The sequence below is a fragment of the Parvimonas sp. D2 genome (assembly GCF_035282635.1).
Lineage (GTDB): Bacteria > Bacillota > Clostridia > Tissierellales > Peptoniphilaceae > Parvimonas.
Genome location: NZ_JAYKBO010000002.1, coordinates 104,176 through 120,836, shown reverse-complemented (window position 1 = coordinate 120,836; position 16,661 = coordinate 104,176). Strand labels below are relative to the sequence as shown.

15 protein-coding genes are annotated in these 16,661 nt (G+C 30.5%); 1 reads left to right on the top strand and 14 read right to left on the bottom strand.

What is annotated here, in order from left to right; translation table 11 throughout:
• Positions 1 to 145: 145 nt before the first annotated feature.
• The 6 genes from VJI77_RS03165 to VJI77_RS03140 form a co-directional block, all read right to left on the bottom strand.
• Positions 146 to 526 (bottom strand): hypothetical protein, encoded by a 381-nt coding sequence (locus VJI77_RS03165; protein WP_039868482.1) that lies wholly within the window; start codon positions 524 to 526, stop codon positions 146 to 148.
• Positions 526 to 1,845, bottom strand: a complete 1,320-nt coding sequence (locus VJI77_RS03160) for a M18 family aminopeptidase (protein ID WP_323988234.1) — start codon at positions 1,843 to 1,845, stop codon at positions 526 to 528. Before VJI77_RS03160 ends, VJI77_RS03165 begins: the two co-directional genes overlap by 1 nt.
• Before the next feature lie 114 nt (positions 1,846 to 1,959).
• Positions 1,960 to 3,390, bottom strand: coding sequence for an APC family permease (locus tag VJI77_RS03155; protein ID WP_009354454.1), 1,431 nt, complete (start codon positions 3,388 to 3,390; stop codon positions 1,960 to 1,962).
• 196 nt (positions 3,391 to 3,586) lie between these two features.
• Positions 3,587 to 4,675: an ABC transporter substrate-binding protein gene (locus tag VJI77_RS03150; RefSeq protein WP_323988233.1), complete on the bottom strand. Its 1,089-nt coding sequence runs from the start codon at positions 4,673 to 4,675 to the stop codon at positions 3,587 to 3,589.
• A complete protein-coding gene (locus VJI77_RS03145) occupies positions 4,662 to 5,450 on the bottom strand; it encodes an ABC transporter permease (protein ID WP_323988232.1) in 789 nt (262 codons plus the stop codon). The genes VJI77_RS03150 and VJI77_RS03145 overlap by 14 nt, the downstream gene beginning before the upstream one ends.
• On the bottom strand, positions 5,444 to 6,301 hold the full coding sequence (locus tag VJI77_RS03140) for an ABC transporter permease (protein ID WP_323988231.1): 858 nt from the start codon (positions 6,299 to 6,301) through the stop codon (positions 5,444 to 5,446). Before VJI77_RS03140 ends, VJI77_RS03145 begins: the two co-directional genes overlap by 7 nt.
• A gap of 131 nt (positions 6,302 to 6,432) precedes the next feature.
• Here VJI77_RS03140 and gpmA point away from each other — a divergent pair, with 131 nt between their 5' ends.
• Complete coding sequence (gene gpmA, locus VJI77_RS03135; RefSeq protein ID WP_323988230.1) at positions 6,433 to 7,176, top strand: 2,3-diphosphoglycerate-dependent phosphoglycerate mutase; 744 nt, start codon at positions 6,433 to 6,435, stop codon at positions 7,174 to 7,176.
• A 58-nt stretch (positions 7,177 to 7,234) separates the two neighbouring features.
• Here the strand turns inward: gpmA and brnQ are convergent, their stop codons facing one another.
• From brnQ to arcC, 8 genes are all read right to left on the bottom strand, one after another.
• Positions 7,235 to 8,653: a branched-chain amino acid transport system II carrier protein gene (gene brnQ / locus VJI77_RS03130; protein ID WP_009354802.1), complete on the bottom strand. Its 1,419-nt coding sequence runs from the start codon at positions 8,651 to 8,653 to the stop codon at positions 7,235 to 7,237.
• A gap of 259 nt (positions 8,654 to 8,912) precedes the next feature.
• Positions 8,913 to 10,106, bottom strand: coding sequence for an elongation factor Tu (tuf, locus tag VJI77_RS03125; RefSeq protein ID WP_313961151.1), 1,194 nt, complete (start codon positions 10,104 to 10,106; stop codon positions 8,913 to 8,915).
• A 20-nt stretch (positions 10,107 to 10,126) separates the two neighbouring features.
• Positions 10,127 to 12,202: an elongation factor G gene (fusA, locus tag VJI77_RS03120; protein ID WP_323988229.1), complete on the bottom strand. Its 2,076-nt coding sequence runs from the start codon at positions 12,200 to 12,202 to the stop codon at positions 10,127 to 10,129.
• A 39-nt stretch (positions 12,203 to 12,241) separates the two neighbouring features.
• Positions 12,242 to 12,712 (bottom strand): 30S ribosomal protein S7, encoded by a 471-nt coding sequence (gene rpsG, locus VJI77_RS03115; RefSeq protein ID WP_004831806.1) that lies wholly within the window; start codon positions 12,710 to 12,712, stop codon positions 12,242 to 12,244.
• A 129-nt stretch (positions 12,713 to 12,841) separates the two neighbouring features.
• Positions 12,842 to 13,252, bottom strand: a complete 411-nt coding sequence (gene rpsL / locus VJI77_RS03110) for a 30S ribosomal protein S12 (protein ID WP_009355082.1) — start codon at positions 13,250 to 13,252, stop codon at positions 12,842 to 12,844.
• A gap of 223 nt (positions 13,253 to 13,475) precedes the next feature.
• Positions 13,476 to 14,606 carry an Mbeg1-like protein gene (locus VJI77_RS03105; RefSeq protein ID WP_323988227.1) on the bottom strand — a complete coding sequence of 377 codons (1,131 nt, stop codon included), beginning with the start codon at positions 14,604 to 14,606 and terminating at the stop codon, positions 13,476 to 13,478.
• 171 nt (positions 14,607 to 14,777) lie between these two features.
• On the bottom strand, positions 14,778 to 15,713 hold the full coding sequence (locus tag VJI77_RS03100; protein WP_009354601.1) for a DMT family transporter: 936 nt from the start codon (positions 15,711 to 15,713) through the stop codon (positions 14,778 to 14,780).
• Positions 15,714 to 15,722: 9 nt separating this feature from the next.
• Positions 15,723 to 16,658 carry a carbamate kinase gene (arcC, locus tag VJI77_RS03095; RefSeq protein ID WP_281703228.1) on the bottom strand — a complete coding sequence of 312 codons (936 nt, stop codon included), beginning with the start codon at positions 16,656 to 16,658 and terminating at the stop codon, positions 15,723 to 15,725.
• Positions 16,659 to 16,661: the final 3 nt, after the last annotated feature.

Sequence of the window (16,661 nt, the reverse complement as noted above, 5' to 3'; positions counted from 1 at the left end):
TTTTAATACTTCTAAATTAATTTTACCTCTCCTCTATATCTAGTTAAAGAATACCCTTATTTTAACTTGAGAAAACAAAAAGAGAGAATTATTCAAAACAATCCTCTCTAATTTTTATTCTGTAAAAACAATATAACCATGTGATTTATTTTACCATTTTATTAAATATTTGCTTTGTAGCATAATGTGAAATTAACAAAATGATTAAAGAAAAATCAAAAGGAATTTGCACTACAACTTTTATTAAAAGGCATAGAGCAAAAGCGACTAAATCTAAAATCATAAATTGTTTTTCACTTGTATATTTTTTTATTATACTGTATTTTATTTTTAAATTTCTAATTAAAATAACAAGAGCAACTACTCCAACTAATGCATCTATACTAAAATTAACTAAAAATTTACTATTTATAACAGCCCATAAAAAATATATAAACAAAGTTCCCATCATAATAATGGTTAATCCTGTCAGTGATATTTTGGCTTTATCTTCTGACATTTCCTTCGGTGTAATTCTTCTTGCCATTATTCAAAAATCACTCCATCAGAACCATCAATTTTAATATTTGTTGAGAAGAATTCTTTTAATGCTGTAACCATATATCCTGTATCTTTAATTCCACAAGTTTCAAAACTTGAGTGCATTCCAAGTTGAGCAACCCCAATATCAAGAGCATGTAAGCTAACTTGAATATTTGATAGGTTTCCAAGAGTTGAACCACCAACTTTATCGGATCTATTTGCAAAGAATTGTGTTGGAACTTTTACTTTTTTACAAATTTCTAAAAATACTGCTCTACTGAAAGCGTCTGTTGTATATTTTTGATTTGCAGCTTCTTTTATAACGATACCTTTGTTCATAAAAGTTACATTTGTTGGATCATAAAGTTCAGGATGATTTGGATGAACAGCATGAGCATTATCACAACTTACTAAGAAAGATTTTGCCACTGCTTGATGATATTCATCAGTTCCAAATCCAAGAGAAGCATTAATTCTCTTTAGAGCATCTTTCATAAATGTTGACATTGCACCTTGTTTTGTGTTTGAGCCAACTTCTTCATTATCAAAAACTGCACAAACATTTATTGCTTTTGAATTTTTTGCTTCTAAAAATGCTTTCATTGATGTAAATGCACATTGTAAGTCATCAAGTTTAGGTGTTGAAACAAATTCATCTTTATATCCCCAAATACATTGTCTTTGACGATTTACTAAGAATAAATCTTTTGCAACAACATCTTGAACTTTGACACCCAATTCATCTGCAACCATTTTATCAAAATCACCTTTTTTTAATTCTCCAGCAGAAAATAAAGGTAATAAATCAATTTGCTTATTGTAAGCATATCCATTGTTTATTTCTCTGTTTAAATGGATTGCAACATTTGGTATCATTAAAATATCTTTATCGATATAGAATAATTTATTTACAATTTTTCCTTTTTCTCTAACCAAAACTCTACCAGCTAGACTTAAAGGTCTATCAAACCAAGTTGAGTCAATCATTCCACCATAACCTTCAACATTTAATTTTAAATGTTCTCCTGGCGCGTCCATTTCTGGAACTGCTTTTACTTTATATGTTGGAGAATCGCTGTGAGCAGCAGTTATTTGGAAATGATAGTCACTAAGTTCTTTTCCTACTTGAAAAGCTAATATACTTGAATTATTTCTTGTAGTATAGTAATTTCCACCTTTTTTGATATTCCATTTTTCATTTTCTGGTAAAAATGTATATCCAGCTTTGTCAAAATATTTTTTCATTGTATCAACAGTATGAAACATACTTTTACTTGAATCAATAAAAGTTAATAATTCTTTTGAAATTTTAATATCATTCATATCAATACCTCCTATCAAAATTTAATTTACCCTATTTAAATGGTTTAAAATCAGTAAATATATTTTAAAGAAAATAAAGGAACCAAAGTTCCTTTATTCCTTTATTATCTAAATTTATTTATTGTCTTCTCTTTTTCTAAGAACTGGTAAGATTAAACCTAAAGCAACTAAAACTGCAGGAGTTATAATCTTTAAGACCATTTCAAAGCTGTCTTTTGAGTACATTCCAAGTAAACAACAAGCTAATGTTACTAAGAAACACCAAGCACCAAAGAACAATCCGACTCCTCTGTTTTTAACAAATCTATAATGTCTGTCAAGTTCTTCTTTACCATATCTAAGAGCAAAGTAAGCAACGAATACCCACATATATCTCATTGGCATTACTACACCGTTTAGACGAGTAAGTTGTCTAAGAACTGTAGTTGCTCCTGGAACAAATGATTGAGCTAATATAATTGCTCCACCAAGTATAGCAACTAATGCAATACCATTTACATAAGCACCTTTTTCGTTCTTCTTTAACAATCTTGTTGGGATGTATTGACTTGCATTAGGGTCTTCTAATAACATTCTTAAAGGAGCATCAATACTTATTAATAATGTTGAGAATTGTCCAACAGTATTAGCTGCTGAGTAAATGATTAATAATAAATCACCAACACCATAGTATTGTCCTAATTTTTGGAATGCCCAATAAGCACCATTTGCTGCATAAGAGTCAAACGCTTCTTTACTTGCATTAATTTCGTTGATATCAAACATAAGTCCCATTGCAACAGTACCAAAGATAGCACTAATAACAACCATTAAAGTTGCAAACATCATTGCTTTAGGGAATTCTTTTGCGGAATCTCCTTCAATTTTATTTACATATGGTGAAATCTTTTCAATACCACCAACAGCAAATACTAAAATTGATAAACTACTTAAATAGTTCAAGTCAATCTTAGGGAATAAGTTATTCCATGCGAAGTTCAATTTTAAATATCCACCATTTGGATTAATTACAGGTGCAGCATACATCATAAGAATAAATAAAATACCTAAAACAAACATACTTGAACCTGCAAGTGTTGCTAATCTCTTAATAGGGCTTAAACCTCTTGTTGCTAAATAACAGAATAATAGCAATACACCAAATGTAGCTAATTGAACATAGATTGTAGGAATACTATCATATGCTTTAGCATCTCTAAAAATCATAAAACTTAAAGCTTTAAGACCACCTGAACCTTTACCAGCAATATAAGTAATATGTACTGCCCAGTAAGTCCAACCTGCATAGTAAGCCAATTTAGAGTTAGTAGTTTCTTGAATCCAAGAAGTTACTCCACCACCTAAATCTTTAAATGTAGAACCTAGTTCTCCAACCATAAGTGCATACGGAACAAAATACAATGCAAACATTAGTATCCAAGAAAATATAACTTGTGTACCATGAAAGTAGATATATCCGTTTAAAACATTTCCAAATCCCCAAAGTGTTGAGAAACACATAAATACAAGGGACTGCCAACTAATTTTCTTTTCGGAACCTTCCATCCTGTCCTCCTAAAATATAAATTCTAAGCTATTTTCAGCCACACACAGTATACCAAAAATATTACTTCTTGTCAAAGGTATTTGTAATAGGATAACGTTTTGTTTTTGTTGTAACAATATTATCACTTCACTATATCGTTTCTGTAAATCACAATTCAACAAAAGACACCAGATGATGTCTTTTGCTTATTTTAATTTATTTTGCTTTTATTTCTGTCCAAGCATCTTGTAATTTTTCGTTTGATTCTCCTAAATCTTTTAGTACATAACCTTTTTCAAATACTTCTTTTTTAGGAAATACTATATCGCTATTTTTTAAGTTTTCATCCATAAGCTCTCTAGCTCCATCAATTGGTGAGCCATATTTTACAAAGTTACAATTTCTTGCAGAAATTTCCGGTCTTGACATAAAGTCAATAAACTTTGCTGCTAATTCTTTATTTTCTGAAACTTTAGGGATTACCCAGTTATCAAAGATAAAGATTGCCCCTTCTTTTGGAAAAACAAATTCTACATTTTTATTTTCATCTTTTGCAAGTAGAGCTTCTCCACCCCAAATACAAGTTAATTTTGAATCTCCATTTATTAAGTTATCTTTTGCTTGATCATCACCAACATAATTTTTAACTATTTTCTTTTGAGCAATTAAAGAGTTTTTGGCTTTTTCAATATCTTCAACTTTTGTTGAGTTTGGATCTAATCCTTCTTTAATCATCGCTATTGCCATTGTAAATCTACTTCCGTCTAACATTACAACTTCACCTTTATTTTTTTCGCTCCAAAGGTCAGCCCAACTGTCAACTTTTTCTTGTTTTGACTTATCATACGCAATTCCGATATTTCCTATTGTATATGGAACAGAATATTCACTCGTAGGGTCAAAAACTAAGTTTCTATATTCTTTTTTAACTTTATCCATATTTGGAATTTTACTTTTATCTAATTTTTCCAACATATTTTCTTTAATCATAGTATCTACCATATAGTCACTTGCTACGATTACATCATATTTTTCTGCACCACTTTTTAATTTAGTATAATATTCTTCATTTTCTTCAAAAAAAGTATAATTTACTTTACAATTATATTCTTTTTCAAATTCCTTGATTGTTTCAGGATCTATGAAAAGATCAGTATTAGTTACATTTAAAACTTTTTTCTCTGTACTTTCTTCTGTCTTTTCTTCCTTTTTATCCTCTTTCTTTTCGCTTTTTCCACAAGCTGTAAATGATATAGTCGTAGCAAAAACTAATAATAATGCTAATAAGCTTTTAAATTTTTTCATTTTTTACTCCTCTATTTTTAAATACATAAGTTATTGTTGATATAATAATTATTATTGCAAAAAGCAATGTTGATAATGCATTTATTTTAGGACTAATTCCCCTCTTAGTCATCGAATAGATTTTAACCGAAAGTGTTGCAACTCCATTCCCTGAAGTAAAATAGCTAACAGTAAAATCATCTAAGGACATAGTTATACAAACTAATGCTCCAATGATTATATTAGGTATTAATTGTGGTAAAACAATTCTTTTAAACACTTGAAACTGTCTTGCTCCTAAATCCATTCCTGCATCATAAAGACTCTTATCAAAAGTCAGTAATTTTGGTAAAATCGCAAAGACTACAAAAGGAACATTAAATATTATATGAGCTAAAATTATAGTAAAATATCCAAAATTAAGTTGGAAAAATACATATAAAATTATCATTCCAATTGCAATTACAATGTCAGGTAGAATAAGTGGAAGATATGTTACATTTGTAAAATAAGTTCTTAGCTTTGGATTAAAAGCTCGGTATATAGACCAAGCTCCGATAGTTCCAATTATAAGTGCAAAAATAGTTGCAATTGCTGTTATTACAAGCGTTTGAAAAAAAACTCTCATAACGGATTCATCCTTAAAAAGTTCTACATACCATTTCAAACTAAAACCTGTAAAATCTTTATTATATCTGGATTCATTAAACGAAAAAACCATCATAAATATAATTGGCATATATAAAAATATATAACACAAAGCAAGATATATTTTCCCAGTATATTTTTTTACCATATCTTCAATCCTTCTGCAAATTCATTATCTGATTTCTTTATAAACAACCTAAAAATCATAAGACTTACAAAAATTATAAGAATCATAATTAGAGAAATGCTTGAGCCTGTTTCCCAGTTTCTGGCCTGTAAGAACTCTCTTTGAATTAAATTTCCTACTAGCATATTTTGACTTCCACCAAGTAAGTCTGATATTATGAAAGTTGTTACAGAAGGCATAAAGACCATAATGCAACCAGAAATTACTCCCTTAAAACTTAGTGGAAAAATAACTCTCAAAAATAAATCTTTTCCCCTAGCTCCCAAATCTCTTGCACATTCTATATATTCTTTATCGATATTAATAAGTGCGATATAAATTGGAAGTACCATAAAAGGTAAAAAATTATAAATCATTCCTATAATAATTGCAAAATTATTGTTTAAAAACTTTATAGGACTATCTATAATTCCGATATTTATAAGCATTTGATTTATAATTCCTTGTTCTCTAAAAATACTCATCCAAGAGTATGTTCTAAGCAAAAAGTTAGTCCATAAAGGCATAATAAATAGTAAAACTAAAATATTTCTCCTCTTTTGAGACTTAATCCTACTTAGAAGAAGTCCTGCAGGGTAGCCCAAAATTAGACATAAAAAAGTTGAAATCAAGGATAATTTTAAAGATACTAAAATTATTTTCACATAAGTTGGTGTGAAAAACTTTTTGTAATTATCCAAAGTGAAAACAAAACTTTCATCTTTTACTTTAAAAGAATAATAAATTATAAAAAACAAAGGCACTATCGTAAAAATAATCGTCCATAATAAGTATGGCATAGCCCTTATTCTATATAAATGTTTTCGTAACATAAATCCTCCATAAAACAAATAAATCCAACTATTATTTTATCATTAAAATTGATATTAGACAAGTTTTTTCTTGTAAAGTTTCGTTTTTTATAATATAATTAGTATAAGAAAAATTAAAGGAGTTTTTGAAAATGAAATTAGTTTTAATTAGACACGGAGAAAGTGAATGGAATAAGTTGAATTTATTTACTGGCTGGACAGATGTAGGCCTTTCAGAAAAAGGAATTATCGAAGCTAATGAAGCAGGTTTTTCTCTAAAAGAAAATGAATACGACTTTGATGTATGCTACTGTTCTTATCTAAAAAGAGCAATTAACACTTTAAATATTGTTTTAGAAAGAATGGACAGACAGTGGTTGCCTGTTATAAAAACTTGGAAATTAAATGAGAGACATTATGGGGCATTACAAGGTTTAAATAAGGCTGAAACTGCTGAAAAATATGGAGAAGAACAAGTAAAACTTTGGAGAAGATCTTTTGATGTTCCACCTCCTGCACTTGATAAGGATGATAAAAGATGTCCTCATAATCAAGAACCTTACAGAAATGTTAATAAAAGTGAATTGCCTTACAATGAAAGTTTAAAAAATACTATTGAGAGAGTTATTCCTTATTACGAAGAAGTTATAAAAAAGGATATGTTAGATGGTAAAAGAGTCTTAATAGCTGCCCATGGAAACTCATTAAGAGCATTGGTTAAATATTTAGATAATTTAACAGATGAAGAAATTATTTCTGTAAATATTCCTACAGGAATTCCTTTAGTTTACGAATTTGATGACAATTTTAGAGTTATAGATAAATATTACTTAGGAAATCAAGATGAAATAAATGCAAAAATAAATTCTGTTGCAAATCAAGCGAAGAAAAAGTAAATTTTTTCAAGAAAATAGGTTGAGGAGTAAAATCCTCAACCTTTTCTTTTTCTTATTCTTATTCTTTATCTTTTAATTCGTCATAATAGTTTTTGATTGCTTTTCTTATAACTTCTGACTTAGGTTCGTCAATCTTTTCAGATATATAATAAAGCATTCCAACATCTTCATCATATAAAGTTATTCTAGCATTTAATACTTTAGGAACATCAATATGATCTCCTGTATTCTTTTCAAATAATGCAACAATAGCAAAAACTATTGCAGACGGAATCAAATAACCAAAACTTAAGGAACTAAGTGGTAATAATTTTATAAATTCTAAAATTCCATATGTGTCATTTAATACAGTCATAAATCCAATAATTATTGCAACTATAGCAGAATATTTTATAGCTCTATTACAAGAAATTTTATTTCTAATTACACTTGTCAAAATTAAAATTATTATTGGAGGATACAAAGTAAATAAAAGTGGAACTGCCAATTTTATTATTGCATCTACTCCAAGACAAGAGAAAACAAAACTTGCAAAACAAACAATTATGACCCAAATTTTATATGGAATCTTAGGAATTAACTCTGAAAAATACTCCGCAACTCCACCTGTAAGAGCAACTGAAGTTGTAAGGCAAGCCAAAATAACTATAACAGAAAGCATTAAAACTCCAGATCTACCGAATAATAAATTAGTAAAGTTTAGTAAAATAGCTGTTCCGTTCTTTGCTCCTTCTACATTAAGTTTTGAACTTGCACCTAAGAAACAAAGTCCTCCATAAACAATACTTAAACATATAAAAGCTATAATTGATGAAGATAGAATTACCTTTTTTTCTCTTTCCTTTTTAATCTTATAGAAAATCAAAGCATTTACTATAACGGCATTAAAAAGCCCAGCTCCAAGTCCATCTAAGGTTTGAAAACCATTTATAAAAGAGTCATACATAACTTGTTGTAAATTTTCACCTGGTAGAATTTCTCCAACTGGAGAAATAATTCCTGTTATAATCATAATAATTAAAAATACAAGTAAAGTAGGAGTTAAGTATCTACCTATAAAATCAACTATTTTTTCAGATTTAATACAAATTAAATATGTAACAATAAAAAATACTGCAGTTGTTATAACTAAGTTTTTAAATCCAAAATTAGCAACTCCTAAATTATAAGTAATCGCACCAGTTCTTGGTATTGCAACTAAAGGTCCTATACACAAAGAGATACAAACTAAGATTATTGTCCCCAAATATTTTCCCAAAGGTTTTACAAATTCTGTTATACCTCCACAACAAAAAACAGTATATAGTGATATCATTGCCAAAAGCCCATCAGCCGCCATATATAGAATAAATGCTATAGGCCAATATGAACCTGAATTATATCCTAAAAATGTTGGAAATATCAGGTTTCCGGCACCGAAGAACATTGCAAATAAGCTAAAGCCTATTACAAATATTATTCTAATTTCTTTTTTCATAATCCCTCCTAAAATAAAAACGATTTCTTTAGATATATTAACACAAAAACTAAAAACTTGCAAGGCAAGGTAACTTAAAAAATCATCTTTATATTTTCTAATTTTTTTGATAATTTGAAGTATATAAAACTGAAAACAAATAAAGTTTATTGTATAATTATTCTCTTTAAAAATAAATATCCACAATAATTTCATATTTCAAATTCTTTTGAACAACAAAAAAGGGAACCATACAGTTCCCCTTTAAATATTCAGATTATTATCCTAAAATCTTAGTAACAACTCCTGAACCTACTGTTCTTCCGCCTTCTCTGATGGCAAATCTTAAACCTTCATCAATAGCGATTGGAGTGATTAATTCGATTATGAATTTAGCGTTATCTCCAGGCATAACCATTTCAACGCCGTCTTCTAATTGGATATTACCAGTTACGTCAGTTGTTCTGAAGTAGAATTGTGGTCTATATCCTGAGAAGAATGGAGTATGTCTTCCACCTTCTTCTTTAGTTAATACGTAAACTTCTGATTCGAATTTAGTATGTGGATTAATTGTTCCTGGTTTTGCAAGAACTTGTCCTCTTTGGATTTCGTTTCTTTGAACACCTCTTAATAGAAGACCAATGTTATCTCCAGCAGCAGCTTCGTCTAACATCTTCTTGAACATTTCAACACCAGTTACAACAACTGTTCTTCTTTCAGTTGTTAAACCTACTAATTCAACGTTATCTTGAACTTTTACTTTACCTTTTTCTACTCTACCTGTAGCAACAGTACCTCTACCAGTGATTGAGAATACGTCTTCAACTGGCATTAAGAATGGGTTATCAACATCTCTAACTGGTTCTGGAATATAATCATCAACTGCTTCCATTAATTTAACAATTTTATCTCCCCATTCTCCATCTGGTTCTTCAAGTGCTTTTAATGCTGAACCAACTACGATTGGAGTGTTATCTCCATCATATTCGTATTCATTTAATAATTCTCTAACTTCCATTTCAACAAGTTCGATTAATTCTGGGTCATCAACTTGGTCTTCTTTGTTTAAGAATACAGCAATTTTAGGAACGCCTACTTGTCTTGCAAGTAAGATATGTTCTCTTGTTTGTGGCATTGGACCATCAGCAGCACTTACTACTAAGATAGCACCGTCCATTTGTGCAGCACCTGTAATCATGTTCTTAACATAGTCGGCGTGTCCCGGACAGTCAACGTGTGCATAGTGTCTTTTTGCAGTTTCGTATTCAACGTGAGAAGTTGAAATTGTGATTCCTCTTTCCCTTTCTTCTGGAGCCTTGTCGATATTTGCATAATCAACGAATTCACCAGTACCAAATCTTTTGTTTAATACTAAAGTGATAGCTGCAGTTAAAGTAGTTTTACCATGGTCAACGTGACCAATAGTTCCGATATTAACGTGTGGTTTAGTTCTTTCAAATTTTTGCTTAGCCATTTTACTAATGTCCTCCTAATCTATTTTTTTGCTCTCTCGCCAATTACTTTTTCAGCAATTGCTTGAGGCACTTTTTCATAATGATCGAATTGCATTGAATATGTTGCACGACCTTGAGTATTACTTCTTAAGTCTGTTGCATATCCAAACATTTCTGCTAAAGGTATATATGCATCAAGTACATGAACTCCATTTTTAGGATTCATTCCTTGAATTCTACCTCTTCTTGATGAAACGTCTCCCATAACATCTCCTAAATATTCATCTGGAGTTGTTATTTCAACTTTCATCATTGGTTCTAATAGAACTGGTGCAGCTTTTGCAACTGCTTGTCTAAATGCCATTGAACCTGCAATTTTGAATGCCATTTCAGATGAGTCAACTTCATGGTATGAACCATCATATAAAGTAACTTTAACATCTAAAACTGGATATCCTGCAAGTACACCTGCTTGAGTAGCTTCTTCAATACCTTTTTGAACAGGTCCGATATATTCTTTTGGAATAGCTCCCCCTACGATATTATTTACAAACTCAAAGCCCTTACCTGCTTCTTGAGGTTCAATTTTAATTTTACAGTGTCCGTATTGTCCACTACCACCAGATTGTCTGATGTATTTTCCTTCAGCTTCTGCACCTTGAGAAATTGATTCTCTGTAAGAAACTTGTGGATTACCTATATTAGCTTCAACTTTGAACTCTCTTAAAAGTCTGTCAACGATGATTTCTAAGTGTAATTCACCCATACCTGAAATGATTGTTTGTCCAGTTTCTTCGTCTGTATAAGTTCTAAAAGTAGGATCTTCTTCTGCTAATTTGTGTAAAGCTATACTCATTTTTTCTTGAGATGCTTTTGTTTTTGGTTCTATAGCAACAGAAATAACTGGTTCTGGGAATTCCATTTTTTCAAGAATTACATGGCTATTCATATCACAAAGAGTATCTCCAGTTGTAGTATCTTTAAGACCTACTGCTGCAGCGATGTCTCCAGCTGAAACGCTATCAACTTCTTCTCTCTTGTTAGCATGCATCATAAGAATTCTACCAATTCTTTCTTTTTTGCCTTTTGTTGAGTTATATACATAAGAACCTGATTCTAAAGTTCCTGAATATACTCTGAAATATGCAAGCTTTCCAACAAATGGGTCAGCTACGATTTTAAATGCTAATGCTGAGAAAGGTTCTTCATCTGAAGCATGTCTTTGCACAGGTTCTTCATTATCATCCACACCTTCAATAGCTGGAATGTCTAATGGAGATGGCATATAAGCCACGATAGCATTTAATAGAGGTTGAACCCCTTTGTTCTTATAAGCTGAACCACAAAGTACTGGGTTTATTGATAGATTTATAGTAGCTCTTCTAATTGCTTCTCTTAATTCAGATGGTGAAATAGCTTCCCCTTCTAAATATTTTTCCATAATAAACTCATCTGTTTCAGCTAATGATTCCAATAAGTTTTGACGATATTCTTCTGCTTTGTCTTTATAAGCATCTGGAATATCAGTTTCGTCAATATCTGTACCTAAGTCGTTTTTATAAATAATGGCATGCATTGAAACTAGGTCAATTACTCCAACGAATTCTGATTCAGCTCCGATAGGAATTTGAACAGGAACTGGATTAGCTTTTAACTTATCCTTAATAGTTTCGATAGAGTCATAATAATTAGCTCCAGTAGCATCCATTTTATTTATAAAGCAAATACGTGGTACGCCATATTTATCTGCTTGTCTCCAAACAGTTTCTGATTGTGGTTCTACACCGCTCTTCGCATCAAAAAGTGCAACTGAGCCGTCAAGAACTCTTAAAGATCTTTCAACTTCTACAGTAAAGTCAACGTGTCCTGGAGTATCAATGATATTAATTCTTGTATCATTCCATACACATGTTGTAGCAGCTGAACAAATAGTGATACCTCTTTCTTTTTCTTGCTCCATCCAGTCCATTTGTGCAGCACCTTCATGAGTATCACCTATTTTGTGGATCTTTCCTGTATAATAAAGCATTCTTTCTGTTACTGTTGTTTTACCAGCATCGATATGCGCCATTATACCAATATTTCTTGTATTTTCAAGTGAATATTGTCTTGCCACAATAGCATTTCCCCTTTCCTTTTAAATAAAATTCCTATATTAGAATCCGTAATGTGCAAAAGCCTTGTTAGCTTCAGCCATCTTGTGAGTGTCTTCTCTCTTCTTAACACTTGCTCCAGTGTTGTTAACAGCATCTAAAATTTCTTTAGCAAGTCTTTCTTTCATAGTTTTTTCTCCTCTATTTCTAGAGTAAGTTACTAACCATCTTAAACCTAAAGTTTGTCTTCTTTCAGGTCTAACTTGAATAGGCACTTGGTATGTTGCCCCACCTATACGTCTTGCTTTAATTTCTAAAACAGGCATTATGTTTTCTAAAGCTTTTCTGAAAACTTCAGTTGGTTCTTCGCCAGTTTTTTCTTTTACGATTTCAAATGCACCGTAAACGATAGCTTGAGCAATTCCTTTTTTACCGTCAAGCATAATGTTGTTTATAAGTTTAGTAACAACCACATCACCATAAATCGGATCTGGCATTACCTCTCTCTTTGGAACATGTCCTTTTCTTGGCACCTTTCTTCCCTCCTTACTATATTAGTAGTATCACTGGTACTCAGCGATTTTCTTGCTGATAAGCACACAAATGTATGTATTATAAAGTTAAACTCTAATTAATAAAACATTTCTGCCACATCAGTTTAATTATTTAGGTCTTTTAGCTCCATATTTAGATCTTCCTTGTTTTCTGTTAGCTACTCCTGCAGTATCTAATGTACCTCTGATTATATGGTATCTAACCCCTGGAAGGTCCTTTACTCTTCCCCCTCTAATAAGCACAACACTGTGTTCTTGAAGGTTATGACCTATACCTGGAATATAAGCTGCAACTTCCATTCCATTTGTTAATCTAACTCTGGCAACCTTACGTAACGCTGAGTTAGGTTTCTTAGGAGTTACAGTTCTTACAGCTGTACATACACCTCTTTTTTGTGGTGATTCACTAGCAGTACTTCTCTTTTTAAGAGTATTAAAATTGAAACTTAATGCTGGTGCTTTTGATTTAGTTACAGCTTTTTGTCTTCCTTGTTTAATTAACTGGTTAATAGTTGGCATTTCTTCACCTCCTTAAATATCTTTTTTTAAAAATGCACATAACTATACATTATTAAATGTACCTAAATATTTTAACATTTATATATATAAAAGTCAACATTTTTCTAATTTTTTTCACAAAAATAATTTATAATATACGTCGAAAATAAAGCATAAGTAAAAAAATAAAAACCACTCTAAATGAGCAGTTTTTAAAAAACTAAAATAATATATTTTTAAATCCTTAGTTTGAAATTTTCCCTTTTATTATTATAGAACCTATATCTGAAAAAATAGGTTTAAAAAGCCTTATGATTTGAGAAGAATTTAGTTCACTCTCGTTTTTTGTAAACTCCCTAGTAAGCTTTGAAAATCTTTTAAAAAATCCCTTTGGAGGAGTAGGACATTCTGTCCCGAAAACTTCCTTACCAGAATCCATCATCAATAATGACATCCTATAATACATAAACTTATTATCTTCTTCTTCCATATTAGCATTATAGAATTCAAAAAGTTTTTCAAAATTTATCATAAGTTCGCTTTGCTCAACAACATCATTTAAGGTTAAAATTCCATTTTCTTTTTTAAACATTGAATATGGAGAATGAACCCCTCCCAATCTATGAACAATTTTAGAATATCTATTATCTTCATTTCCGACATTTGTAATAGATTTTATAAAAATCTTATTAGATACCGAATGCATTATGATATTTACATAATCATATTCATTACATATATTAAAAATTTTATATTTATTATTTTCAATTTCTTTACTATACTTGTTTATAAAATTTGTATTAAATCCTTGTCCATCAAAGGAATAAATATTTTTAAGTTTAGACATATCTCCTCTTAAAACTCCAATATATTGAGCTTTATTTCCGCCTTTTGAATGTCCCGAAACATATATATTTTTTATATCTTTAAACTTTTTAACCATTTCATCGAAGTATCTTAATGCTCTTCTTTGTTGTTTTGTATCTGTTATATTATATGTTCCTTCTACATTATCCTTCCATTCGTAATCTCCAGCGGTTCCTTTATAAACTATAATCAAATTGTCTCCAAACTGAAAAGTTACATTTACTACCCTATCACTACCTGAAGCATTTCCATAAACTGAATTATCAATATCTACTATTTTTATTTTTTCATAAATCGCTCTATTATGATCTACTGTATTTAAAATACTTAAAAACTCATTTTCATGTATTTCTCCAGGATAATTGCCTGATTCATCCTTTATATTTCTAATAAAATCAAATATTTCAAATATATTTTTTCCAACTAATTTTTCTTGTACATCGTCTTTTTCAAAATCATGGACATATACTATACAATTTAAAATCAATAAAACATCTATATTAATCATATTCCCTCCTATATGACAAAAGGACATATTCAATGCCCTAAAACTTGTTTTTATACTAGCATACAAAAGCATAAAAGTCAATATTTAGTATTTACCCTAGATTATATGTAACACTCTTATTTAATCAAGAATTTCAAATTTTTTTGCAACAAAAAAGAAGTCCTAAGACTTCTAAACTTTGTTTTCAATTTCTTTGTCTTTCTTTTTGAATATGAAAGATAATTTTGTTTCTGAAATTATTATAGCAATAAAAATCAAACAAAAACCAATAACTGATTTAACAGTTAAACTTTCAATTCCAAGTGCAACTGGAAAAGCGACACCAAAAATTGACTCACAGCCTAATATTATAGCTGCGCTACTTGGATCTGTATATTTTTGCCCTAAATTTTGTAATAATAATGCAACAGCAGTACACATTACAGAAAGATATAAAACTTCAAGCATTGGTCTTAATGTAAGTTGCATTCCAGCATTATTTTCAAAAACAAATGTAGTTATCCAAGATAGAACCCCCGCAACTAAAAATTGCATAATTGTAAGCACAAAAGGATCTTTCCCAACTCCTAATTTTGTAACCATAACGATATGGCCTGCAAACAAAAGTCCACTTAAAAGTGCAAGTGCATCTCCATAAATTGCTGTCCAACTTGAATTAAAAATAGATCCACTCTCTCCTGCCATAGCAATAAAAAATATTCCAACTATACAAAAAATTGCGGCAGATACATTAAATTTGTCAGGTCTAACTTTGTTAGTTATCCAATATAAGAAAGGTACAATTACACAATATGACGCTGACAAAAATCCACTACGTCCTGGTGTTGTAAATGTAACTCCCAAAGTTTGACTGGAATAAGCCATAAATAAAAATATTCCAATAATAGCTCCTGAAACCAATTCATCTTTTCTAGCTTTAAATAGTTTTTTATGAAAAACAATTGCTAAAACAATTCCTGCTATGGTAAATCTAACACCTAAAAGAAAGTTCGGTTTAAGTACATCTGCTGCACTTTTAACTACAGTAAGCGAAGTCCCCCATAAAATCGCTACAATAAAAAGTGCAACTTTTGCTAAAAAACTTGTTCTATGTGATATATTGTTCAAAATGCCCTCCTACTTAACTATTTTAGTTCCTGTAAGACCTTTTACAGCATCTGATGCTTTTTCAAGTAAAGTAATAATGGCACATCTATTTTCTGATCCATTTACAAATTCCAAACAAGCTTCAACTTTTGGAAGCATACTTCCCTTGCCAAATTGTCCTTCTGCGATATATTTGTTAGCTTGTTCAACATTTATTTCATCCAATTCTTTTTGATCAGGTTTATTGAAATTAATACAAACTTTATCAACAGCAGTTAAAATTAAAAGAAAATCAGCATCTAAATCTGCTGCAAGTTTCGCACTTGATTTATCCTTATCAATTACAGCATCAATTCCTACTAATTTGCCATTTTTCTTAACAACAGGTATTCCGCCACCACCTACAGTTATAACTACAAGTCCAGCATCAACCATTTTCTTAACAGCATCAATTTCAACAATATTTAATGGCTTTGGTGAAGGAACAACTTTTCTGTATCCTCTTCCTGAGTCTTCAACAAAAGTGAATCCTTTTTCTTTTGCAAGTTCATCCGCCTTTTCTTTTGTATAGAACATTCCAACTGGTTTAGTTGGGTGTTCAAAAGCCTTATCATCTTCTGCAACTTCAACTTGAGTTACAACAGAAACAGCAGTTTTATTAATTCCTTTTTCTTTAAAAGCTTGACCTAAAGCCTGTTGTAAATGATAACCTATATATCCTTGACTCATAGCTCCACATTCAACAAGTGGCATTAAAGGAGTTTTTTCTTTTCCGTTTGCTGAATAATCCATTGCCAAATTAATCATTCCAACTTGAGGTCCGTTTCCATGTCCGATTATAACATCATTTCCATCTTTAACTAAATCAGAAATTATATCGGCAGCTATTTTTACTTTCTCTAATTGCTCTAAAGGGGTATTGCCTAAAGCATTACCCCCCAAAGCTACAACTATTCTCTTTCCCATTTG

Coding starts and splice junctions, on each gene's coding strand:
- VJI77_RS03145 (WP_323988232.1), bottom strand. CDS start 5,450: ATGGTAAAAAAATATACTGGGAAAATATATCTTGCTTTGTGTTATATA.
- VJI77_RS03140 (WP_323988231.1), bottom strand. CDS start 6,301: ATGTTACGAAAACATTTATATAGAATAAGGGCTATGCCATACTTATTA.
- gpmA (WP_323988230.1), top strand. CDS start 6,433: ATGAAATTAGTTTTAATTAGACACGGAGAAAGTGAATGGAATAAGTTG.
- VJI77_RS03155 (WP_009354454.1), bottom strand. CDS start 3,390: ATGGAAGGTTCCGAAAAGAAAATTAGTTGGCAGTCCCTTGTATTTATG.
- arcC (WP_281703228.1), bottom strand. CDS start 16,658: ATGGGAAAGAGAATAGTTGTAGCTTTGGGGGGTAATGCTTTAGGCAAT.
- rpsL (WP_009355082.1), bottom strand. CDS start 13,252: ATGCCAACTATTAACCAGTTAATTAAACAAGGAAGACAAAAAGCTGTA.
- VJI77_RS03165 (WP_039868482.1), bottom strand. CDS start 526: ATGGCAAGAAGAATTACACCGAAGGAAATGTCAGAAGATAAAGCCAAA.
- VJI77_RS03150 (WP_323988233.1), bottom strand. CDS start 4,675: ATGAAAAAATTTAAAAGCTTATTAGCATTATTATTAGTTTTTGCTACG.
- brnQ (WP_009354802.1), bottom strand. CDS start 8,653: ATGAAAAAAGAAATTAGAATAATATTTGTAATAGGCTTTAGCTTATTT.
- tuf (WP_313961151.1), bottom strand. CDS start 10,106: ATGGCTAAGCAAAAATTTGAAAGAACTAAACCACACGTTAATATCGGA.
- VJI77_RS03105 (WP_323988227.1), bottom strand. CDS start 14,606: ATGATTAATATAGATGTTTTATTGATTTTAAATTGTATAGTATATGTC.
- VJI77_RS03160 (WP_323988234.1), bottom strand. CDS start 1,845: ATGAATGATATTAAAATTTCAAAAGAATTATTAACTTTTATTGATTCA.